Here is a 19,408-nt window from a genome sequence, read left to right on the forward strand (position 1 = left end):
AATCTCCTCCGTGACCGCCGATCTCGTGATCCCCGCCGACCTGCTCCCAGCCGACGGGCGCTTCGGATCCGGCCCGTCCAAGATCAGGCCCGAAGCCGTGGACGAGCTCGCCGCCGCAGGTCGTACGCTGCTGGGCACCTCGCACCGGCAGGCCCCGGTCAAGCATCTGGTCGCCCGGATCCGCGCCGGGCTGCGGGAGTTGTACGCCCTCCCCGACGGTTACGAAGTGGTGCTGGGCAACGGCGGTTCGACGACCTTCTGGGACATCGCCGTCAGTTCGCTGATCGACCGGCGCAGCGCGCACGGCAACTTCGGTGAATTCTCGGCGAAGTTCGCTGCCGCCGCCAAGGCCGCCCCTTACCTCCAGGAGCCGGTGGTGACGTCGGCGCCGATGGGCTCGATCGCCCTGCCGGAGCCGGTCGACGGTGTGGATCTCTACGCCTGGGCCCACAACGAGACCTCGACCGGCGCCATCGCCCCGGTCAGCAGGATTCCGGCCGACGGTCTGACGGTCATCGACGGCACGTCGGCGGCCGGTGGCGTACCGGTCGACATCAGCCAGACCGATGTCTACTACTTCGCGCCGCAGAAGAATCTCGGCTCCGACGGCGGCCTGTGGATCGCCCTGCTGTCCCCCGCGGCGCTGGACCGGGTCCGTCGTATCGCGGCGAGCGACCGGTGGATCCCGCCGACGCTGAGCCTGGCCACAGCGGTGGACAATTCGGTCAAGGACCAGACCTACAACACCCCGGCGGTGGCGACCCTGTTGCTGCTGGCCAACCAGCTCGACTGGCTGAACACCAGCGGCGGGCTGGCCTTCGCCGGGGCCAGGACGTCCGAATCGTCCAAGCGGCTCTACGCCTGGGCCGAGGCGACCGAGGGTCCGACCCCGTTCGTCGCCGATCCCGCCCTGCGGTCGCCGGTGATCGGGACCATCGATTTCGCCGACGACATCGACGCGGCATGGCTGGCGACCACCCTGCGACGCAACGGGATCGTGGACACCGACCCGTACCGCAGCCTGGGCCGCAACCAGTTGCGGATCGGGATGTTCGTCAACGTGGATCCGGACGACATCACCGCGCTGACCCGGTGCCTCGACTACCTGCTCGAACGGCGGGGCTGACCCGACATCAAGGTCGCTGGTGCCGGCCGCGGGCCAGGTGGACGCCGACTCCGGCCGCCACCGCCACGCCGGCCGCGATCAACAGCGCCGCGATCGTCCCGGAGCTGCCGGGACGGGAATTCTCGTCGACGTCGGTGTCCTGGTCGGCCTCGGTGCTGCCACCGGGATCCTGGTCGGAGGGCGACGCCTTGGCGGCCGTTTTCGAGTCACTCGGTGACTTTGCCGCCGACGGCGAGGAGGCCGGGCTGGGCGGCGGCGACGGACCCGGCGTCGGCGCGGAGCCGAGCGCGGCGGGAACCGGCATCCGGTAGACGATCGAGTCGGAACCGCCGCTGCCGACCAGCAACGTGCTGCCGTCGAGGCTCTGGGTCAACGACGCACCACGCGGTTGGTAAGGCGTCGCCGCGCGGGCGACGACCTTGTAGTCCTGCTGCGGGTCGAGCACCGACACGTCGACGTAGCTGCGCAGCGCGATCCGGCCGTCGGCCAGGAACTGCCCGTCGGTGACGTACGGTGGCGCGTCGCCGACCCGTGTCAGCGTGTTGACGTCGCTGCGGGACGGTTCCGCGGGCGCCTGGTAGATACCGCCCTTGGCCTGATCGGTGACCAGATACAGCTGCCCGGAGGGCGAGATGAGCAGGGTTTGGGCGTCGTGCGGGCCGTCGGGATAGCGGAAGTCGTAGGCGTGATAGCGGACCGTGGAGTCGTTGGGCTGGAGGTCGTAGAGGACGTAGACCGTGACGTGATCGCGGTCGCCTGTCCGGTCGCCGATGTCGGCGACGTAGAGCGCACCGCCGGCATACTGGACCGCCTCGACGTCGACGATGTCGGCCCGGAATTTCACCGACCCCTGGACCGCTCCGGTCTCGTCCAGTGCGATCGCCCGGCCGGAGTCGCCGGAGGCGTTCACTGTCCAGTAGAGGTTGTCCGCCGGATCGCGGGTCAGCCCGCTGGAAGCAGTGACCAGCCGGCTCTTGATCGCGAAAGCCTTTTTCGCCTGCGCGGTGGCGGGGTCGGCCGCGGCGGGTCCGGTGCCTGGCAGCATCAGCGCGGCGACCGCGAACGGGACCAGCAGCCACCACGCGAGGAGCCCGGCACCGGCACGCACGGGTGCGACGGTCACCCCTCGACTCATGGACCCGGTTTCCCCTCCGGCTGCGCGCAGCACTCGTTGCCTCGATCGACAGTGGGCCGGACCCGACTCCGGCGCACTTGACGTCGCAGCGTACAGGCCCGGCCTTACAGCTGCCGCAGGACAGCCGCGCCGATCACCACCAGAAGCATCAGGACCAGCAGCCCGGACACGATCAGGCGACGCGTCCGGGTGTTCACAGGGCGAGCCTATAGCTCAGTCCCGATCACTCGGTTAGGTTGGTGGCCATGGGCGAGCTTCGGCTGTACGCCATCGGGATCGACGAGGTGCGCGACATGTTCGGCGCCCACGCCGAGCTGGCGGAACGGCTCCGTGGACAGGGCCACGCGGCACTGCTTCCTGCCCCGTCGCATGCCTCTGACCGCCAGGGCCTGTTGTCCCGCCTCGGCCCGATCTTCCGCCGCGTTCCCGGTACACCGGTGCTGGATCCCGACGACCCGACGCCCGCGGATCTGGAGCGGATCATCACCGGCGCGTTCGTACCGGCCGAGCGCAGCATCGCAACCTGGCGAGTGCTGGAGACCTTGATCCGGGAGAACAGCTGGGGTGGCACCGGGGTGCCGCTGGCCGGCGACGAACTGGACAGCTTCGACTTCGCGCTCGCCCGCGGCGGGGTGAATGCGGCCGCCGGACTACGGCATGTGCTCAACACCCCGACCGAGTTGCCGCTGAGGCTTCCACCCGGGCTGTTCGTCGGCTACCACACCGGCGAGGAGGCGGAGTGGATGGCCGCGTCCTACCGGCAGGCGCTGCCCGGGATCGAAGAGCCCGGGCACCGCGATCTCGCCTACGGTCTGGCCAACTGGCTGGACGGCTTCCCGCACTGGACCCGGATCGCTGAGACCCAGGGCCGACCGGCACCGGATCTGATCGGCTTCTGGAGCGCACCCTGACGGCTGGTGCGGGACCGCTGTCGTACGAGCACTGGTCCGCGCGATTGCCCGCGCTGGCAGCCGACCTGTGCCGGACCGCGGAGCCCGGCACCCAGCCGCCACCCGGCGCGGTGCTCGGCATCGCGATCGGCGACCGGCAGCAGGTCGTCGCGTACGGCGATGCGGTGCGGCTGCCCGGCCGGGTGGAACCGTTCACCGACCGGACCCGGACCGACGCCGGCTCGGTGACCAAGATCATCGCGACGACGGCCTCGATCATGGCGCTGGTCGACTCCCGGCGGCTCGCACTCGATGATCTTGTCGGGCCGATCGTCGGCCGGACGCTGCCGGCACCGATCACGGTCGGCGATCTGCTGGAGCACCAGGCCGGATTGTGGGAATGGTGGCCGCTGTATCTGCGGGCCCGTGATCATGATCAGGCGTTGGATCTGATCAGCTCGCTGCCGGCCCGCTATCCGCGACGAGCCGGCCGGCACTATTCCGATCTTGGTTTCATGCTGCTCGGAGCCGTCGTCGAGAAGGTCACGGATCTCGTTCTGGACAAGGCATCCCAAGAGCTGGTGTTCGGTCCGTACGGCCTGGATCACACCAGTTTCGGCACTCCGGTACCCGGAGCTCCGGTCGCCGCGAGCTCGTCGGGCGACCGGATCGAACGGACCATGATCGACACCGGTGTCCCCTATCCGGTCGATGGCTCCGTCGACGACTTCGCCGGCTGGCGGCAGCACACGCTCATCGGCGAGATCAACGACGGCAACAGCTTCCATGCCTTCGGTTCGGTCGCCGGGCATGCCGGTGTCTTCACCACCGCCGGCGACCTGCTCCGCTTCGGCCGGGGCCTGTTGGACAGTCTCGCCGGCTCGGGGCCGGCGAGCTCCGCGACGGCGGCACGGTTCCTGACACCCGGACAGGATCCCGGCCAGGCACTCGGACTGCGGCACTGGACGACGCCGGCCGGCCCGGCGATCGGGCACACCGGCTTTCCCGGTGTCGGGTTCGCCGTCCTGCCCACCCAGGACGCCGTCATCGTCATGGTCACCAATCGGCTGCATGCCGAGAGGCCGGCGCGCAACCTGGAGACGCTGTGGCTGTCGGTGCTGGACGGGCTGGTCGGTCAGGAGCCGGCGGCGCCGGACCCCGGGACGTCCGGCCCGCCCTGATCGCCGACGCCCGGCAGGACCCGGGGTTCGTCGTCCTCGTCCCGGCTGTCCCTCTCGGACCGGCTGCCCTGCGGCGGTCGCAGCTGGGTCTGGGCGACCAGCTCGTCGACCGCGTCCGGCTCGACCGGGACCAGCGGAAGGCTGCCGGCCACGGCCAGCGGTTCGTCGGCGGTCGTCACCGGTTCGGTCGCCCGGAGCGTGACGGCGATGCCGACGCCACGGCGCAGGCCCGGCGTCCCGTCGACCCGCAACCGCCGGCCGAGCCAGCCCGCACCGAGTCGCAGCGGCGAGCTGAGGAACTCCCCCATCACGACGCCGGCGCCCAACGCGAGCGCGATCGCGGTGGCCGCCAGCATCTGGCCCAGGCCGTCGTCGACGCGGGACTCGACGGAGGCGAACACCGCCCGGAAGACCGAGAGGCCGGGCAGCAACGGCGTGATCCCTGCCATCACCACGACGACCGCCGGCGCCCGGCGGCGTACCGACACCAGGGTCGCCGCCAGGCCGACGGCCACTGCCGCCAGACCGCTCGACACGACCTGACCGAAGCCGATCAGGCCGAAACCGATGACCAGCAGCTGGGCCAGACCGGAGGCGATGGCCGCCGCGGGCACCGAGCGCAACGGCGCGTAGCAGGCGACCATCAGGCTCAATCCGGCCAGCGCCGCCCCGAAGACCGCGACTGCGATCGGCAGTGGCTGGTCGGGCGTCCGGTACGGAGTCGGGGTGCCGACGTCGACCGCGACCCGGTAACCGACCAGAGTCGACAACTCGAGCACGATGACGATGCCGACCACGATGCCGGCGGTCATGAAGATCACGTCGCCCAACCGTGCCGTCGCGGTCACCATGTAGCCGGTCAGCGCGTCCTGGACCGCGGCGACGAGGGTCAGCCCGGACAACAGGACGACGATCCCGGTGGCGATCAGGGTCTCCGGCGACTGGCCGGTGATCCGGGACGCCACCACGGCGACCGCGGTCGCGATCGCCGCACCCGAGGCCTGCAGGAAGAAGAAGGGCAGCTTGACCCGGTTGAGGACTCGGCCGACCCGGTCGATCGCTGCGGTGGTCGCGGCGGCGAGTCCACAGGTGATCCAGCCGCCGCCGAGCAGCATCGCAACCCCGAGCGCAAAGCCGGCCCAGCCGAGAGTCGCCAGCCACCGCGGATAGCGATGCGGCCGTTGGGTCAGTTCGTCCATCGCCTGATGGGCTTCGTCGGGGGTGACGCCGCCGGCGGTGATCCGCCGGACGAGATCGTCCAGCTCGCTCAGCCGGGTGTAGTCCGTCGCCCGGTTGCGGACCGCCCGCACCAGCGTGACCGGATCGCTGTCCGGCGACGTCTGGGCGGAGACGATGATGGTGGTGAACGTGATGTCCACGACGCAGTCGGTGAGCCGGAACGCCTGAGCGACGTCCTGGGCCGTGGCGACGACGTCGGCCGTGCCGGACCCGGACGAGAGCATCACCTCGCCCAGCCGGATCGTCAGGTCGAGCACTTGTCGGATGTAGCGGTCCGACAGCTCCGCGTGCGTCCGGCGGCGGCGTTGGCCCGCCGTGCTGGCAGGGTCACGGGGCCCGCGCAGGGTGATCCTGAGCCCGCGTCGCGGGCTCAAACTGGTCCGGCGGCGGTTCTCTGGCATGGCCCGGCCAGAATAGTGCGATGCCAGACGCTGGGACGACTACCGCGGGCGCCGCACACAGCGCCGGGAACACCATCAGGATCGCCGGGATGATGAGCGGCACCTCCTTCGACGCCGTCGATGTCGCGGTCGCCGAATTCGAACGCGATGGGTTCGAACGTGATGGGCCGGTGCTGGCCTGCCGACCGGTCGGCATGGTGAGTGTGCCGCTGGAGCCGGGACTGCGGTCCGCGATCGCCGGTCTGCTGCCGCCCCACCCGACCGACATCGCCACCGTGTGCCGGTTGGACACCGAGTTGGGGCAGCTCTTCGCCCGGGTCGCCGGACAGGCGATCGCCGAGTTGGGCCCGGTCGACCTGGTGGTGTCGCACGGTCAGACGGTGTTCCACTGGGTCGAGGACCGGGAGGCGCTGGGCACCCTGCAACTGGGCAACCCTGCCTGGATCGCCGAAGCGACCGGCGCCGCGGTGCTCTCCGACGTCCGGACCCGTGACATCAGCCGTGGCGGCCAGGGTGCCCCGTTGGCCGCGATCCTCGACGCGCTGCTGGTGCTGTCCGGCGACGACGTCCGCCGCGGCTCGCTCAATCTCGGCGGGATCGCCAACATCACCGTCTCCGAACCTGATCCGAACGGTTCCGGTGCGAGTGGGCGCGAGGTGATCGCGTACGACCTGGGTCCGGCGAGCGCGTTGCTGGACCTGGCCGTGAGCCAGGCGACCGGCGGCGCGGAGCGGATGGACACCGACGGGGCGCGGGCAGCCCGCGGCCGGGTTCAGACGAGCCTGCTCGAGAAGCTGCTCAGCGAGCCCTATTACCGGCTGGCGCCGCCGAAGTCGACGGGCAAGGAACTTTTCGACGCTCTGTATCTGTCCCGAATGGTCGCCGAGCTGCCGATCAGCCTGGACGATCTTGCCGCCACCCTGACCGAACTGACCGCACTGCTGGTCGCCGCCGCGTGTTCGCGGCACCGGCTGACGGAGTTGGTGGTGGCCGGCGGCGGGATCAGGAATCCCACGCTGATGGCGCGGATCGCGGTCAACGCCGCGGTACCCGTCCGGCCGATCGACGATTTCGGGCTGCCGGCGCAGGCCAAGGAGGCCTACCTGATGGCCCTGATCGGCTACCTGAGCTGGAACGGCCTGCCGGGAACCCTGTCCAGTGCGACCGGGGCCTCGTCGCTGCTCGGCTCCTTCACTCCCGGACGGCAACCGCTGCGGCTTCCGGAGCCGGCAACCTCCATGCCCGAGCGCATGGTGATCGTCAGCTGATCACGGCACCATCGCCTTCGCGATCACGATCGACATGGTGATCCAGTCGTCGTCCGGGGCGCTGCCGCCCTCGACGGCGTACATCACGTTGGTCAGCTCGCGGACGATCACCCAGTTGCGGACCCGGTCCTCGTCCAGACCTGCAGTGTCGACGACGGTGAAGAGCCGGTCCAGGATCGCGTTGCGAAGATCATCGGTGGCTACTGCCTCCTCCCACCGGTTCCACAGCAGCGGGGCGACCTCGAAAGCAGGATCACCCGACAGCGGCTTGGGGTCGATCACCAGCCACGGCTCACGATCAGCGGCCAGCACGTTGTCGTAGTGCAGGTCGGTGTGGATCAACCGGCCGTCGGTGTCCGGATCCTCGGCGAAGCTGTGAGCCAGCGAGCGGGCCTGGTCGGCCAGCCGCCGCGGCACTGCCGGATGATCATGGAGTCCGGCCAGCTGGTCGGCGACCTCCGCGGTGACCTCGGACAACTTCCGGAGTTGCGGGATGGCCGGACGATGCAACCGCGGGTAGAGACCGGCGATGATTTCACACGCTGTCACGACTTCCGGCCCGTTCAGGTCCCTGCTCTGGTCGGCGCTCTCCAGCAACATCGCGCGCCGATGCGGATCGGCGCGGTAGAGCCGGACCACGCCGTTGCCGTCCCACGCCCGCAAGGCGAGGTGCTCGAATTCCGCCTCCCAATGAGGGACACCGATCTTGAGCGCGGCCGGGCGGCGGTCCTGGTCACGGACCGGCAGCACGTACGCCGTTGCGCCCGCCATCGGCTCGCCGTCCGGCGTCAGCCGCCAGTCATCGAGCAGGTCGGTGATCATCGCGGGCAGCCGCGCGAGCCAGTCGTCCCAGCCCTGGTCGCGTCCCGCATTGGCGAGCAGCCGCTGGGGAATCCTCACGCCACCAGCTCGATCTGGGCCAGCGTCGCACCCTCGGCCGCGGTGATCACCAGCCGATAGCGATCCGCGACGGCCGGGTTGCTGATCTTGAACGGTCGGGTCTGCCGGCGCCGGGCGAAGACCTGATCATGGCGTTCGTCCAGGACCGACCACTGCACACCGTCTGTCGATCCTTCCAGCCGCCAGCCGGTGGGATCGGCGGGACCGGCTCCGGAGGTCAGCGTGTAGAAGACCGGCTCCGCCGGCGTCGGCAACTGCCAGCCGATGACCCCACCAGTGAGCGCGAACTCGGTTCTCGAGTCGTCGTCGAAGAGAGCCGCGGCGGGCCCGTCGGAGGCCGGGCAGAGGTCGAGCAGCGGCGCCGGCTGCCCACCCGGCCGGGTGATCGACGGTGCCGGCTCGGTCGTCCCCCAGGTCGACGGCTCGGGTCCCAGCTCGAAGTGCAGGTGCCCGCCGGCAAGATCATCAGCGCTGATCGACGGCGCAGTCAGCGGCGTGTCGTCGATCACCGCGGACTGGACGTAGACGTTGCGCAGCGAGTTGCCGGCGGCGGTGATCACGATCGGTTCGCGACCTTTCGGAGTCACCGTCACCTCGCCGAACAGCGGCGAGCCGATCGCGTACTCGGCGGCGCCGACCCGGAGCGGATAGAGACCGAGCGCGCTGAAGAGATACCAGGCCGACATCTCGCCGTTGTCCTCGTCGCCGGGATACCCCTGGCCGATTTGCTCCCCGACGAAGAGCCGCTGCAGGACCTCGCGGACGACTCGCTGGGTCTTCGCCGGCCTACCGGCGTAGTTGTAGAGATAGGCGATGTGATGAGCGGGCTGGTTGCTGAAGCCGTACTGGCCCATCCGGACGGCGCGAGCCTCGAGCATCTCGTGGATGACGCTGGAGTAGGTGCCCTTCTTGTCCGCCTTCTCCGGAGTGCTGAAGAAGGTGTCCAGCTTGGCCTCGAGACCTTGGGGGCCGCCGTAGAGCGCGGCCAGTCCGGCGCCGTCGTGCGGCACGTGGAAGGCGAAGTTCCAGCCATCGGTCTCGGTGAAGTCGCCGCCCCACTCCTCGGGGTCGAATTCCTCGCGGTGCTTGGCGAAACGACCGTCGCTGCGCCGGCCTTGGAAGAAGTCGACGGCCGGGTCGAACAGCAGGGTGTAGTTGCGGCTGCGGCGGGAGAAGTATTCGGCCTCCTCCGCCAGCCGGCCGCGAAGGTCGTCCGGAGTCGCGGGATCGACCGCCAGTGCGGCCGCCTGGTTGGCCAGGCCGAAGTCGTTGATGTAGCCCTCGAGCGCCCAGGACACGCTCTCCTCGGTGTCGGTGCTGACGTAACCGCGGAAGAGCCCGTCCGCGACGCCCTTGCGGCCGACCGCCGGGTCGTCGGGGGTGACGGTCGCATTCCGCAAGCCGGCGTCGTACGTCCCGAGCGGGTCCGGAAGCGGCACACCCTTGAGGTACGCGTCGGCGAACGACACGTCGGAGCTGGTGCCGGTCATCAGGTCCGCATAGCCCGGCGAGGACCATCGAGCGACCCAGCCGCCGTCGCGGTACTGCTGGACGAAGCCGTCGACCAGTTCGGCGGCCAGCTCGGGATAGAAGAGCGCGTACGCCGGCCAGGCCGTCCGGTAGGTGTCCCAGAAGCCGTGGTTGACGTAGATCTTCCCGGACCTGATCACCGCGTTGGTGTGATCGACTCCGGCCTCACCGTCGGTCGGCTGGACCGGGCTGGCGTAGCGGAAGTCCGGCTCGTCGGGGGTGCCGGCGTTCTCGAATTGTGAGTTGGGATAGAGATTCAGCCGGTAGAGAGACCCATAGAGGGTCCGCAGCTGTGGCTGAGTGGCCTCGGCGACCTTGATCACCGACAGTCGCTCGTTCCAGATCGCGTTGGCCCGCTGCCGGACGTCGTCAAGATCAGGATCGGCCAGCTCGAGCAGCAGGTTCCTCCTGGCCTGGTCGATGCTGATGAAGGAGGTGGCGATCCGCAGGACCACCTCTGTCGCGTCCGGTCCGAAGCTGGCGGCACGCGCCACGGACCTGCCGCCGACGGTCGGCCCGAAATCGGCCAGCTCGGTGCCGAAGGTTCCGTAGCAGTACATCCTGGTCCGGCCGAAACCCGAGCCGTTCTCCACCCAGCCGGTCAGCGCACCGCCGGAGAATTCGAAGCTCCCGGACTCGTCGATGGTGTCGATGATCACGTGCCGGCCCGCGGAGTCGTCGGGGAAGGTGAAGCGGAAGATCGCGCCGTGATCGGTCGGTGCCACCTCCGCCCGGAGACCGCCGGTCAGGTCGACCTGGTAGAGATCCGGACGGGCAAGTTCGTCGTCGTGGCTGAAGGCGGCGGCACGCTCGGCCGGATGGCCCAACGGCTCGGCGGTTGCGACCGGCATCACGATCAGCTGGTCGCGGTCCCCCATCCACGGGCTCGGTTGATGACTGAACGCAATGCCCTGGAGTTCTGGGCGGTTGTCGGCGTTGTTGGCGTGCTGGTATTCGTACGGCCACCGGTGCGTGCTGGCGTCGGTCACCGGGGTGAGGAAGTTGAAGCCGTTGGGCCAGGCGGTGATCGGCAGGTTGTTGCCCCGGGAGAAGGCGCCGTTGGCGTTGGTTCCGCGTCGGGTGTCGACGTACGCGCACAGGTCCGTGCCATCCGGGTCGGCGGGCGCCGGACCGAGGTGCAGCACGTCGACCCAACCGCGGTATCGCTTGTCCTGCAAGGATTCCGGCGGTGCCACGGTGATCAACACGGCCTCGATCGTCCGGCCTGCTGCAGCATCCAGTCCGATCTGCACGTCATTCCACTGGTCGGCATAGAGAATCTTGGCCGCGCCCTGGCCGGCGGCGTCGGCCGGCATCTGGTGCTGATCATGGACGCCGAACTCAGAAAGCAGCGTGCCGTCGGTGAAGCGGAGGTCCAGGGCGGCGTAGGTCGCGGCGTACTCCAGATCGGGATCCAGCTCAGGGTAGATCGCGTAGCGCAACCGGTCACCCGTCATGATTCTCCGGCCGGCCAGCGCCGCCTCGATCACCTCGGCCGCCTCGCCGGTGCCGGTGAAGCCGAATGCCGTCGGGCTGGTGAAACCAGCACCATCCTTACTGGTAGGGCCGCCAACCGGACCGCCGCTGTCAATCATCACAACCAACAGTCTCCCGTATCACCGGGCTTCCGGCTGCCGGGGTCCGTCGCCACGCCCGATTCGAGCAGCCGATTGACATCCGGGGTCGGTTCGATGCATGTTGATCACCACTATCGGCTTCGGGGGACAACCCGTGAAGGACGTGCAATGACGCATCAGCAGCAGCCAGATCCCGGCAAGCGTGGGAACGTTTCCAGACGAGCCCTGCTCGCCGGTGGACTGGGCGCCGCGACCGCGGTGGGAGTCGGCTTCGGGGCTCCGGGGATCGCCCGTGCGGATTCCGGCGCCAAGGAGTATGCACGCCGGGCGAGATTCAGCTACGACGCGATGCAGGCCAATCTCTACGACCCGGCCACCGGCTTCTACCTGGAGCAGCATCCGTACGTGGACGGAAACCCCTACTCCTATGTCTGGGAGTTCTCCCAGGCCACGGTGGCGACCCAGACCCTGGCCGGCATCCCGGGCAACGAGCACAAGTACAAATCCCAGGTCGCGGACCGGTTCACCGCACTGGAGGCCTACTGGAACTCGACCACCGACCCGGTCGGCTACGACTCCTATCTGCGACCGCCGTACGGCGGTGGCGGCGACAAGTTCTACGACGACAACTCCTGGATCGCGCTGGCTTTCCTGCTCCGCAACAACCAGGCCAACCTGCACGACAAAGCCGCACTGGCCAAGGCCAAGCTGCTGCACGACCTGATCGTCTACGGCTGGGACACCGATCCGAGCCATCCGTATCCGGGCGGTGTCTTCTGGACCCAGGCCACCTGGAGCCAGGACCGCAACACGATCTCCAACGCCCCCGGTGCGGAGATCGGCGCCCGGCTCTATCTGCTCACCGGCGATCGGTCGCGGCTGCGCTGGGCGGAGAGGATGTACGACTGGGTGCGCGACACCCTGCTGGCCCCCAACGGCCTCTACTGGGACCATGTCGATCTCACCGGGACGATCGAGAAGACCCAGTGGTCCTACAACCAGGGCGTCATGCTCGGCGCCGCAACGCTGCTCTACCAGGCCACCCACAAGCGAAGCTATCTCGACCAGGCGTTCGACACCGCGAAGACGGCACTGGACTTCTACGCCACCGACGACACCTACTTCACCCAGCCGGCCGAATTCCACGCGATCTTCTTCGCCAACCTGCTGCGGCTGTCCTCGGTCCGCAAGGACAAGTCCTTCCGCGCTGCCGCTGCGGCGTACGCCGACGAAGCCCGCAGCCGGTATCAGGATCCTGACACCGGGCTCTACCACTTCGACAGCAACCCGGTTCCGCTGCTGCACCAGGCCGGGATGACCAGGATCGAGGGCATGCTCGCCTGGCCGGAGGGTCACTACGCCCTGTTGACATAGACGAAGGCGATAGGAACGTCGACGGCGTTTGTGATTCCCGGCCGATTCCGGCCTCGAGCGCAAACGCCGTCGACGTTGTTATCAGCCCAGCACCGAGTCATTGCATGACGTCACCACTGTTGGGAGTCAGGGTCTGCCCGGTGTAGATGTTGCCTCCGGGTTCGCTCGCCAGCAGCACTGCCGTCGGGGCTACTTCCCGCGCATGTCCGGAACGCTTCATCGGAAGTCCTGCCATCAAAGACCGCGACCACTCCGGGGACAGCGACCCGCCCCCGATGCCCGTGTCGATGGGACCGGGTGCGATGCAGTTGGCAGTCACGCCGCTGTCGCCCAGCTCGCGCGCCAAGGACTTCGTGAAACCGATGACACCTGCCTTGGCCGCGGCGTAGTGGGCGAAGCCTGGGCCACCGCGCTGACCGAGTTGCGACGAGATGTTGATGATGCGTCCGAAACCGCCCTCCAGCATCGACGGCAAGGCGATCCGACAGGACAGGAACACACTGCGTAGGTTCACCGCGATCATCTCGTCCCAGAGCTCGGTCGGCATACCCGTCACGGTGTGCTCGGACAGAATGCCGGCGTTGTTGACGACCACATCGATCGCTCCCAACGCGGCACGACCTTCGGCGTAGGCCCGTTCGAGCTGGCCTTGATCCGAGACATCGGCAGCAATCGACACAGCTTCCACGCCCAGCGCCGTGCACGCGTCCCGCACTGAGTCGAGTCTCGCACCGGCATCGCGATCGAGCAGAACGAGCCAGGCCCCGGCGTCAGCGTAGGCCAGGGCTATCGCTTCGCCGATCCCGTGCGCTGCCCCTGTGATCAACGCGGTGCGTCCGGTCAGCACGCCGACGGGAATTCCGCGGTCGGCGTCGGCCGTGATCACGCTGCTGCCCCGAGCCGGAAGATCCGGGCAGCATTGCCACCCATGATCAACGCCCGCTGCGTTGCGTCGACGTGCATCAGATCAGCTCTCGCCCTCTCGAACTCCATCGTGAACAACGGTGCGGCGGAGGCGAACAACAGCCGGTCGGGACCGCGACGCGTCACCACTCGCTCCAAGAAGTCCTGTCGGTACATCGCCGTGGTATGCACATGCAGATTCGGGTTCTGCTCCATGATCAGTTCGACGTCGAACTGAGAGCCACCGGAGATGTTGAACTGACCGCCGTTGGTGAGCACGACGGGCAGCTCGGGCACCCAGCCGGCAGCCTCACCGAGCTGGAGCGGCTCTGCCATCAGATGGAATCCGGCGGCGATCATGACAGGCACGTCGTGCTCGGCGGCTGCTTCCATAATCGGCCGGACCCGTACCTGATCATTGATCCGGAAGTGCTCCTCAGCCGGATGCAGGAACACTCCCTTTGCACCCGCTCGAACCACCCGAGACAGTTCGCCCGGCCGCTCGGCCCACGGGTCGATCCGGGCCACCGGAATCAGTTGTCGATGGCCACCGGCAGCAGCCAGCAACTGGTCGTTGGCGGCCTGGAAGTCGGCACCGGTGGGATGGGCGGCCACGGCGATCGCCGACCCGATGTGTACGCGGTTCAGCCCGGCGATCAGCTCGTCCGCGGTATGCGACCAGCCGTAATGGGATCGCCCCAGGTAGACGAGCCCGTCGATGATCGCGTCCGGAGAAGATGTTGTCGTCACGAGCCCAACCTCAGCATTCTGGCGGCGTTCCCGCCCAACACGAGCGCGGCATCGTCGGCGCCGAGTGCCGCGATCACCACCTTCTGCTTCTCGACGATCGGCGAGGCGACCGGCCCGTCACTGCCGAACACGACCCGTTCCGCACCGACCCGGCGCACCGCCTCGATGATCTTCTCCGGGTATGGCATCGCCGAGGTCTCCAACACGACATTGGGGTAGCGCTCGGCGACCTGGAGTGCCTCGTCGACATGGAAGTAGCCGCCCATGTGTCCGAGCATGATCACCGAGCCGGGACACGCAGCTGCCGTCTCTGCGATGGCCAGCGGAGTCGTCATATGCTCGTCGCCACAGTGGAAGAGCGTCGGCACGCCAAGCTCTCCCGCCTGCCTGACCAGAGCGATGGTCGCCTCGCCGGCCGGATGCTGGTGGGTCGACACGGGGTGCAGCTTCAGGCCGACGAAACCCAAGTGCGTCACCGCTCGATCCAGCGTCGCCTGGGAGGTCTCCAGGTGCCCCGGGTGCAATCGCGCCAGGCCGTACAGCCGGTCGGGATAGCGGCTCATCGCCTCGGTGACCAGCTCGATCGCATCGGGGTTAAGGCCCGGATAGTCGCCCAGCGTCATAACCGCGGCCTTGTCGACCGAGGCCTCGTCCATGGCTCTGATGCAGTCTTCGGCGGTCACGATCCACGATGACCGATTCTCAATGTGCATGTGCATGTCGAAGATCACGCCATGCCTCCCTTCGCTCGCTCGGACATCATTCGAAGGCGTCCGGATCAGGTGAAGGATGCCGAATGGAAGTACGAGTAGCCGGTAGGCCCGAACTTGATCCCTTTCAGGTTCGTCACCCCGTCGTACACACCACTGACATTCCACAGCGGAAGGAAGAGGGCCTTCTTCATGATGTCGGTACTGATCTTGCTGTACGCGGCTGCACTTGCATCGGGATCGGCGATGGTGTTGGCCTTGTTGATCGCCCTGTCGATCGACGGATCGTCCAGATGCGACCAGTTGAAGCCCGACTTGATCTGGGAACTGTCGTAGATCGTGTGCAGCAGATAGGCGTCCAGCGAGTAGAAGAAGACGGCTGCAAGATTCTCCACGCCCTGGTTGTAGGACGCCGCCGCGGTCGTGAACGGCTGGGACTTGGTGCTGGCGCTGATGCCGACCTGCTGGAGTGCGTTCACAACGAACTGGGCAGGCAGATCGAAGCCGTTGGCACTCTGGATCAGGATCTCCACCTCAAGCTTCTTCCCGCCCTTGGATCGGCTGCCGTCCGCGCCGGCGGTCCATCCCGCCTGGTCCAACAGGCTCTTCGACTTCGCCGGGTCGTAGGCGAACATCGAGTCGTTGGCCTTGACGTACCCGGGGGTGCTCGGCGTCAGGATGTTGTAGGCGGGGGTGTAGGCGCCGTGCAACACCTTCTCGTTGAGTGACTTCTGGTCCACCGCGTGCAAGATCGCCTGGCGAACCCGGATGTCATCGGTCGGCGCCTTGTCGATGTTGATCGGCAATCCGTAGGGCTGCCCTGTGGACGGGACGTTGTAGTGGGTGAACTGCTTGGACTTCTGGATCGATGCGATCGTGTCCGGGTCGAGATTCTGGGCGATCTGGATCTGACCGGATCGAAGCGCGTTGTAGCGCGCATTGGTGTCGAGAAGGATCTTGAAGTCCAGCTTCTCCAGTTTCGCCTTACCGGTCAGCGCGAACGGCTCCGGCGCCCAGGCGTACTTGTCGTATCGCTCCAGGCTCACGTGGTCCTGGGCTTGGTACTCGACGAATTTGAACGGACCAGTACCCACAGGATGATTGGACACCCCTGCTGCACCGTACTGCTTGATCGCCGCCGGCGATTGCATTCCGAGTGTGATCGCGGTGACGTTGTGCAGGAACGACGCGTTCGGTTGCTTGAAGTGAATCCTGACGGTGTAGTCATCGACGATCTCGACCTTGTCGTAGTCGGGACCCAGCCCACTTGCGGCCGATCGCGACTTCGTCGCCGGGTCGACCACATGGTCGAAGTTCGCCTTCACCGCCTTGGCATCGAAATGCGTCCCGTCATGGAAGTCGACGTCCTGACGCAGGGTGAAGGTATAGGTCCTGGCGTCGGCAGATGCCTTGTAACTCTTGGCGAGGCCGGGATAGAACTGGTTCGTTCCCGAGCTGTCGGGAAGCCACCAGATCAGCGGGTCGAAGATGTGCGTGATCATCATCGCTACCATCGCCAAGCCTGTCGCGGCCGGGTCCAGCGTGTCAGGTTCCTGATACACACCGACGGTCAACGTGGTCGATGCACTGGAGGCGGTCGCCGAGTTCGCCCCCTTGCATGCTGCCAGCAGCGAGCTGGATCCGGCGGCCAGCAACCCGACCCCGCCGAACTGCAGCAGCCGCCGTCGGTCCAGGAACATCTGCCGTGAAGTCCTGCCGGATCGGGGTGCCGCCGCAGGGAAGGAATTCAACCCCAGCTTAAGTTGGTCGCTCATGCTCGGTCTCTCTGTGTGATCTGGATGGTGGCGAGCGGCGTTGCTCTGGATCGGGCGGGGTGTCGGCCGTCCCACAGCCACTGCTGTGATCGGCTGGGGATCAGAAGCGCATCGCGGCGATGCGCTGCACGGATCTCAGTGCGAGCTCGGTGTGCACGGCCATCCCTTTGGCCATGACGGATTCGTCGAATCTGGCGAGCCCACTGTGGTTGGCCGGAGCGTTCTGGTAATCCTCCTGCGCACAGGCGCCAAGATTCAGGTAGCACCCCGGCACCTCCTGCAGGACACGGGAGAAGTCCTCCGAACCTGCTCCGGGGTGGTCGAGTTCGGCGTAGCTGTCGGTGCCGAACAAGTCGGTGACAACAGCGCGGGCGAATTCGGTGCTGGCCGCATCGTTGTGAGTGCTCGGATACTCCACCCAGAACTGCACGTCGGCGACGGCACCGTGCTGGACCGCGACGCCTTCGCACACGTCGTGCACCAACCTGCTCACGCGATCGGTCGAAGCATCGGAGAAGGTGCGGATGGTCGCCTGGAACTCGACCTGGTCAGGGATGATGTTGCTCTTCGTGCCGCCGTGGATCATCCCCACGGTCAGGACGACAGGATCGAAGATGTCGAACCGGCGGGTGATCATCGTCTGCAGGGACGTGATCATCTCCGCTGCCGCGACGATCGGATCGACCGCCCTGTGAGGCGAGGATCCGTGCCCGCCCCGTCCGGTGACCGTAACGATCATCTTGCTGCTACTGGCCTGGAACTGGCCGGGGCGAGAGGTGAACCGGCCGGCCGGATTCCGGTTCGACTGCACATGCATGGCGAAAGCGGCACCGACCTTCACCCCCGCGGCAGTCAGTACGCCCTCGTTGATCATGTGCGCTGCGCCGTCCCAGCCCTCTTCACCCGGTTGGAACATCAACACGACGTCACCGACCAGTTCGTCACGCCGCGCAGTGAGCAACCGCGCAGCACCGACCAACATCGCGGTATGCAGGTCATGGCCGCACGCATGCATCGCTCCATCGATCTCACTGGCGTAGTCCAGTCCGGTCTGCTCCTGCAGCGGCAGCGCATCCATGTCGGCCCGCAGGAGTACCGCAGGCCGATCCGTGTCGCTGCTGTCGGCGGAGCCGCCCGTTCCCCGCAGCACCGCCGTCACCGACGTCGTCGACGCTCCGGTTGTGATCTCGAGGTCGAGATCAGCGAGATGGTCCAGGACCGCTTGCTGCGTGCGAGGCAGATGAAGCCCCAGTTCCGGATGACGGTGGAGCCGGCGCCGGAGATCGATGATCTCGGGCAACAGATCCACGGCGGCACTGGGAAGTGACGAACAGGCAGGCGACTGCAACGCCATGAGCCTCCTTCATTGAAGTTGGCACTCAGCGTATGATCCGTGTATTACAACTACTTTTCAGTCGATAAATCGTTCAGATCTTGTCCAAAGGCGAAGGATTCAGCCATTCTGACGCGCGACGACGCGAGCTTGATCAGCGCGCTCCAGATAGCGCCCCGGGCTCCCTGGAGCGACATCGGCGCAGCGCTCGGGATCAGCGGCATCACGGCCGCTCGACGCTGGGAACGAGTGCGCCGCGAGGGACTTGCGTGGGTCACGACGGCGCCGGGTCTGGTCCGCCATGGCGCGCAGAGTCTGGCCTACATCGAGGTGGACTGTCCGCCGGCACGGCGCAACACCCTCGCCGCCGAGCTGTCCCGCCATCCGATGGTGCTCACGGTCGAACTGACGACGGGCAACGCCGACGTCTTCCTCACTACTGCTGCCGCAAACCTCACGGCGATGTCCCACTATCTGCTTGATCACCTGAGTCATGTCGAGGGCATCGTCAGCACCCGGGCGAGATTGGCGACCCACATCTTCGCTGAGGCTTCGCATTGGCGGTTGAGCGGCCTGGAACGTGACGCCGTACGGCTGTTGGAACGATCACGCGACGCCCAGCCCGGCGCTCCCGACGACGGCCCGGTGGAGATGACGGCCCAGCTACAGCGGATCGCCGAACTGCTCAACGAGGACGGCCGGGCCTCCTACACCGCCCTCGCCGCCGCCACCGGGATGAGTGCCACCTCGGTACGACGCTACGTGCACGCGCTCCTCCGGTCGCGGACCCTGCTGCCACGCACCGACGTCGCCGCGGAGCACACCGCGACGCCCGTTCAGGTCTACTTCTTCGTCGACGCTCCAGTCGCCGAATACGCCGAGACGGCGAAGTCACTCACCAAATTCCGGGAGATCCGCGTCTGCGCAACGCTCGCTTCGTCGCCCGGCATGATGATCTGCGCATGGCTGCACACGGTCGAGGAACTGCATCGCTTGGAGGTGGCGATCTCGACCAGGCTTCCCAAGGTGCACATCGCCGACCGGCTGGTAGTGCTGCGGACTGTCAAGCGTCAGGGCCGGCTGGTCGACTCCTCCGGCCGGGCCACCGGCACAGTGCCAGTCAACATCTGGGACGACCGGCTCGAGCACCCCGCGCCGGCACTCGTCAGCCTTGAGTGATCATCCTCAGCGGCACAGCTGCTGAAGGAATCCGCCAAATCCGACGGCACTCCGAGCGATCGGATCATGATCAAAACACCCTGACGCGCCGGCTTCTCGCGGTCGCCGAAACACGGCCGTAGCAATCGGGGCCTAGA

General features: G+C 67.3%; 15 protein-coding genes. 6 read left to right on the top strand and 9 right to left on the bottom strand.

The features are described 5' to 3' along the window. Positions 1–10: 10 nt before the first annotated feature. The gene (gene serC, locus IEY07_RS07105; RefSeq protein ID WP_188894512.1) at positions 11–1,126 is read left to right on the top strand and encodes a phosphoserine transaminase; all 1,116 of its coding nucleotides are present in this window, start codon (positions 11–13) and stop codon (positions 1,124–1,126) included. A gap of 7 nt (positions 1,127–1,133) precedes the next feature. Here serC and IEY07_RS07110 read toward each other — a convergent pair whose 3' ends face one another. Continuing rightward, the gene (locus IEY07_RS07110; RefSeq protein ID WP_188894513.1) at positions 1,134–2,249 is read right to left on the bottom strand and encodes an SdiA-regulated/phytase-like domain-containing protein; all 1,116 of its coding nucleotides are present in this window, start codon (positions 2,247–2,249) and stop codon (positions 1,134–1,136) included. Positions 2,250–2,506: 257 nt separating this feature from the next. On the opposite strand from IEY07_RS07110, the gene IEY07_RS07115 reads away from it, so the two are divergent. Next, positions 2,507–3,172: a DUF7691 family protein gene (locus tag IEY07_RS07115; RefSeq protein WP_188894514.1), complete on the top strand. Its 666-nt coding sequence runs from the start codon at positions 2,507–2,509 to the stop codon at positions 3,170–3,172. A gap of 44 nt (positions 3,173–3,216) precedes the next feature. Continuing rightward, positions 3,217–4,332, top strand: a complete 1,116-nt coding sequence (locus IEY07_RS07120; protein WP_188894515.1) for a serine hydrolase domain-containing protein — start codon at positions 3,217–3,219, stop codon at positions 4,330–4,332. Here IEY07_RS07120 and IEY07_RS07125 read toward each other — a convergent pair. Continuing rightward, positions 4,287–5,972 carry a threonine/serine exporter family protein gene (locus IEY07_RS07125; RefSeq protein ID WP_188894516.1) on the bottom strand — a complete coding sequence of 562 codons (1,686 nt, stop codon included), beginning with the start codon at positions 5,970–5,972 and terminating at the stop codon, positions 4,287–4,289. The two genes, IEY07_RS07120 and IEY07_RS07125, sit on opposite strands and share 46 nt — an antisense overlap. 20 nt (positions 5,973–5,992) lie before the next feature. Here IEY07_RS07125 and IEY07_RS07130 point away from each other — a divergent pair, with 20 nt between their 5' ends. Beyond that, the gene (locus IEY07_RS07130) at positions 5,993–7,240 is read left to right on the top strand and encodes an anhydro-N-acetylmuramic acid kinase (RefSeq protein WP_229669811.1); all 1,248 of its coding nucleotides are present in this window, start codon (positions 5,993–5,995) and stop codon (positions 7,238–7,240) included. Here IEY07_RS07130 and IEY07_RS07135 read toward each other — a convergent pair whose 3' ends face one another. Both IEY07_RS07135 and IEY07_RS07140 read right to left on the bottom strand, forming a co-directional pair. Beyond that, on the bottom strand, positions 7,241–8,140 hold the full coding sequence (locus tag IEY07_RS07135) for an aminoglycoside phosphotransferase family protein (protein WP_229669812.1): 900 nt from the start codon (positions 8,138–8,140) through the stop codon (positions 7,241–7,243). After that, positions 8,137–11,265 (bottom strand): GH92 family glycosyl hydrolase, encoded by a 3,129-nt coding sequence (locus tag IEY07_RS07140; protein ID WP_188894836.1) that lies wholly within the window; start codon positions 11,263–11,265, stop codon positions 8,137–8,139. Before IEY07_RS07140 ends, IEY07_RS07135 begins: the two co-directional genes overlap by 4 nt. 150 nt (positions 11,266–11,415) lie before the next feature. Between IEY07_RS07140 and IEY07_RS07145 the strand changes: the two genes are divergently transcribed. Continuing rightward, positions 11,416–12,621: a glycoside hydrolase family 76 protein gene (locus tag IEY07_RS07145; protein WP_188894517.1), complete on the top strand. Its 1,206-nt coding sequence runs from the start codon at positions 11,416–11,418 to the stop codon at positions 12,619–12,621. Positions 12,622–12,718: 97 nt separating this feature from the next. On the opposite strand, the gene IEY07_RS07150 is transcribed toward IEY07_RS07145, so the two are convergent. The 5 genes from IEY07_RS07150 to IEY07_RS07170 all read right to left on the bottom strand — a co-directional run bounded on the left by IEY07_RS07150 (position 12,719) and on the right by IEY07_RS07170 (position 18,068). Further along, the gene (locus IEY07_RS07150; protein ID WP_229669813.1) at positions 12,719–13,507 is read right to left on the bottom strand and encodes an SDR family NAD(P)-dependent oxidoreductase; all 789 of its coding nucleotides are present in this window, start codon (positions 13,505–13,507) and stop codon (positions 12,719–12,721) included. Further along, positions 13,504–14,274, bottom strand: a complete 771-nt coding sequence (locus IEY07_RS07155; protein WP_188894518.1) for an amidohydrolase family protein — start codon at positions 14,272–14,274, stop codon at positions 13,504–13,506. Before IEY07_RS07155 ends, IEY07_RS07150 begins: the two co-directional genes overlap by 4 nt. Then, entirely contained in the window at positions 14,271–14,993 is a 723-nt protein-coding gene (locus tag IEY07_RS07160; RefSeq protein WP_308422924.1) for an amidohydrolase family protein, read from the bottom strand. Before IEY07_RS07160 ends, IEY07_RS07155 begins: the two co-directional genes overlap by 4 nt. Before the next feature lie 59 nt (positions 14,994–15,052). Beyond that, a complete protein-coding gene (locus IEY07_RS07165; RefSeq protein ID WP_188894520.1) occupies positions 15,053–16,759 on the bottom strand; it encodes an ABC transporter substrate-binding protein in 1,707 nt (568 codons plus the stop codon). A gap of 100 nt (positions 16,760–16,859) precedes the next feature. Beyond that, positions 16,860–18,068: a M20 metallopeptidase family protein gene (locus tag IEY07_RS07170; RefSeq protein WP_229669814.1), complete on the bottom strand. Its 1,209-nt coding sequence runs from the start codon at positions 18,066–18,068 to the stop codon at positions 16,860–16,862. 84 nt (positions 18,069–18,152) lie between these two features. Between IEY07_RS07170 and IEY07_RS07175 the strand changes: the two genes are divergently transcribed. Continuing rightward, positions 18,153–19,271, top strand: a complete 1,119-nt coding sequence (locus IEY07_RS07175) for an Lrp/AsnC family transcriptional regulator (protein WP_373288813.1) — start codon at positions 18,153–18,155, stop codon at positions 19,269–19,271. Positions 19,272–19,408: the final 137 nt, after the last annotated feature.

The sequence above is a fragment of the Microlunatus endophyticus genome, assembly GCF_014646195.1.
In the GTDB taxonomy this organism is placed as follows: domain Bacteria; phylum Actinomycetota; class Actinomycetes; order Propionibacteriales; family Propionibacteriaceae; genus Microlunatus; species Microlunatus endophyticus.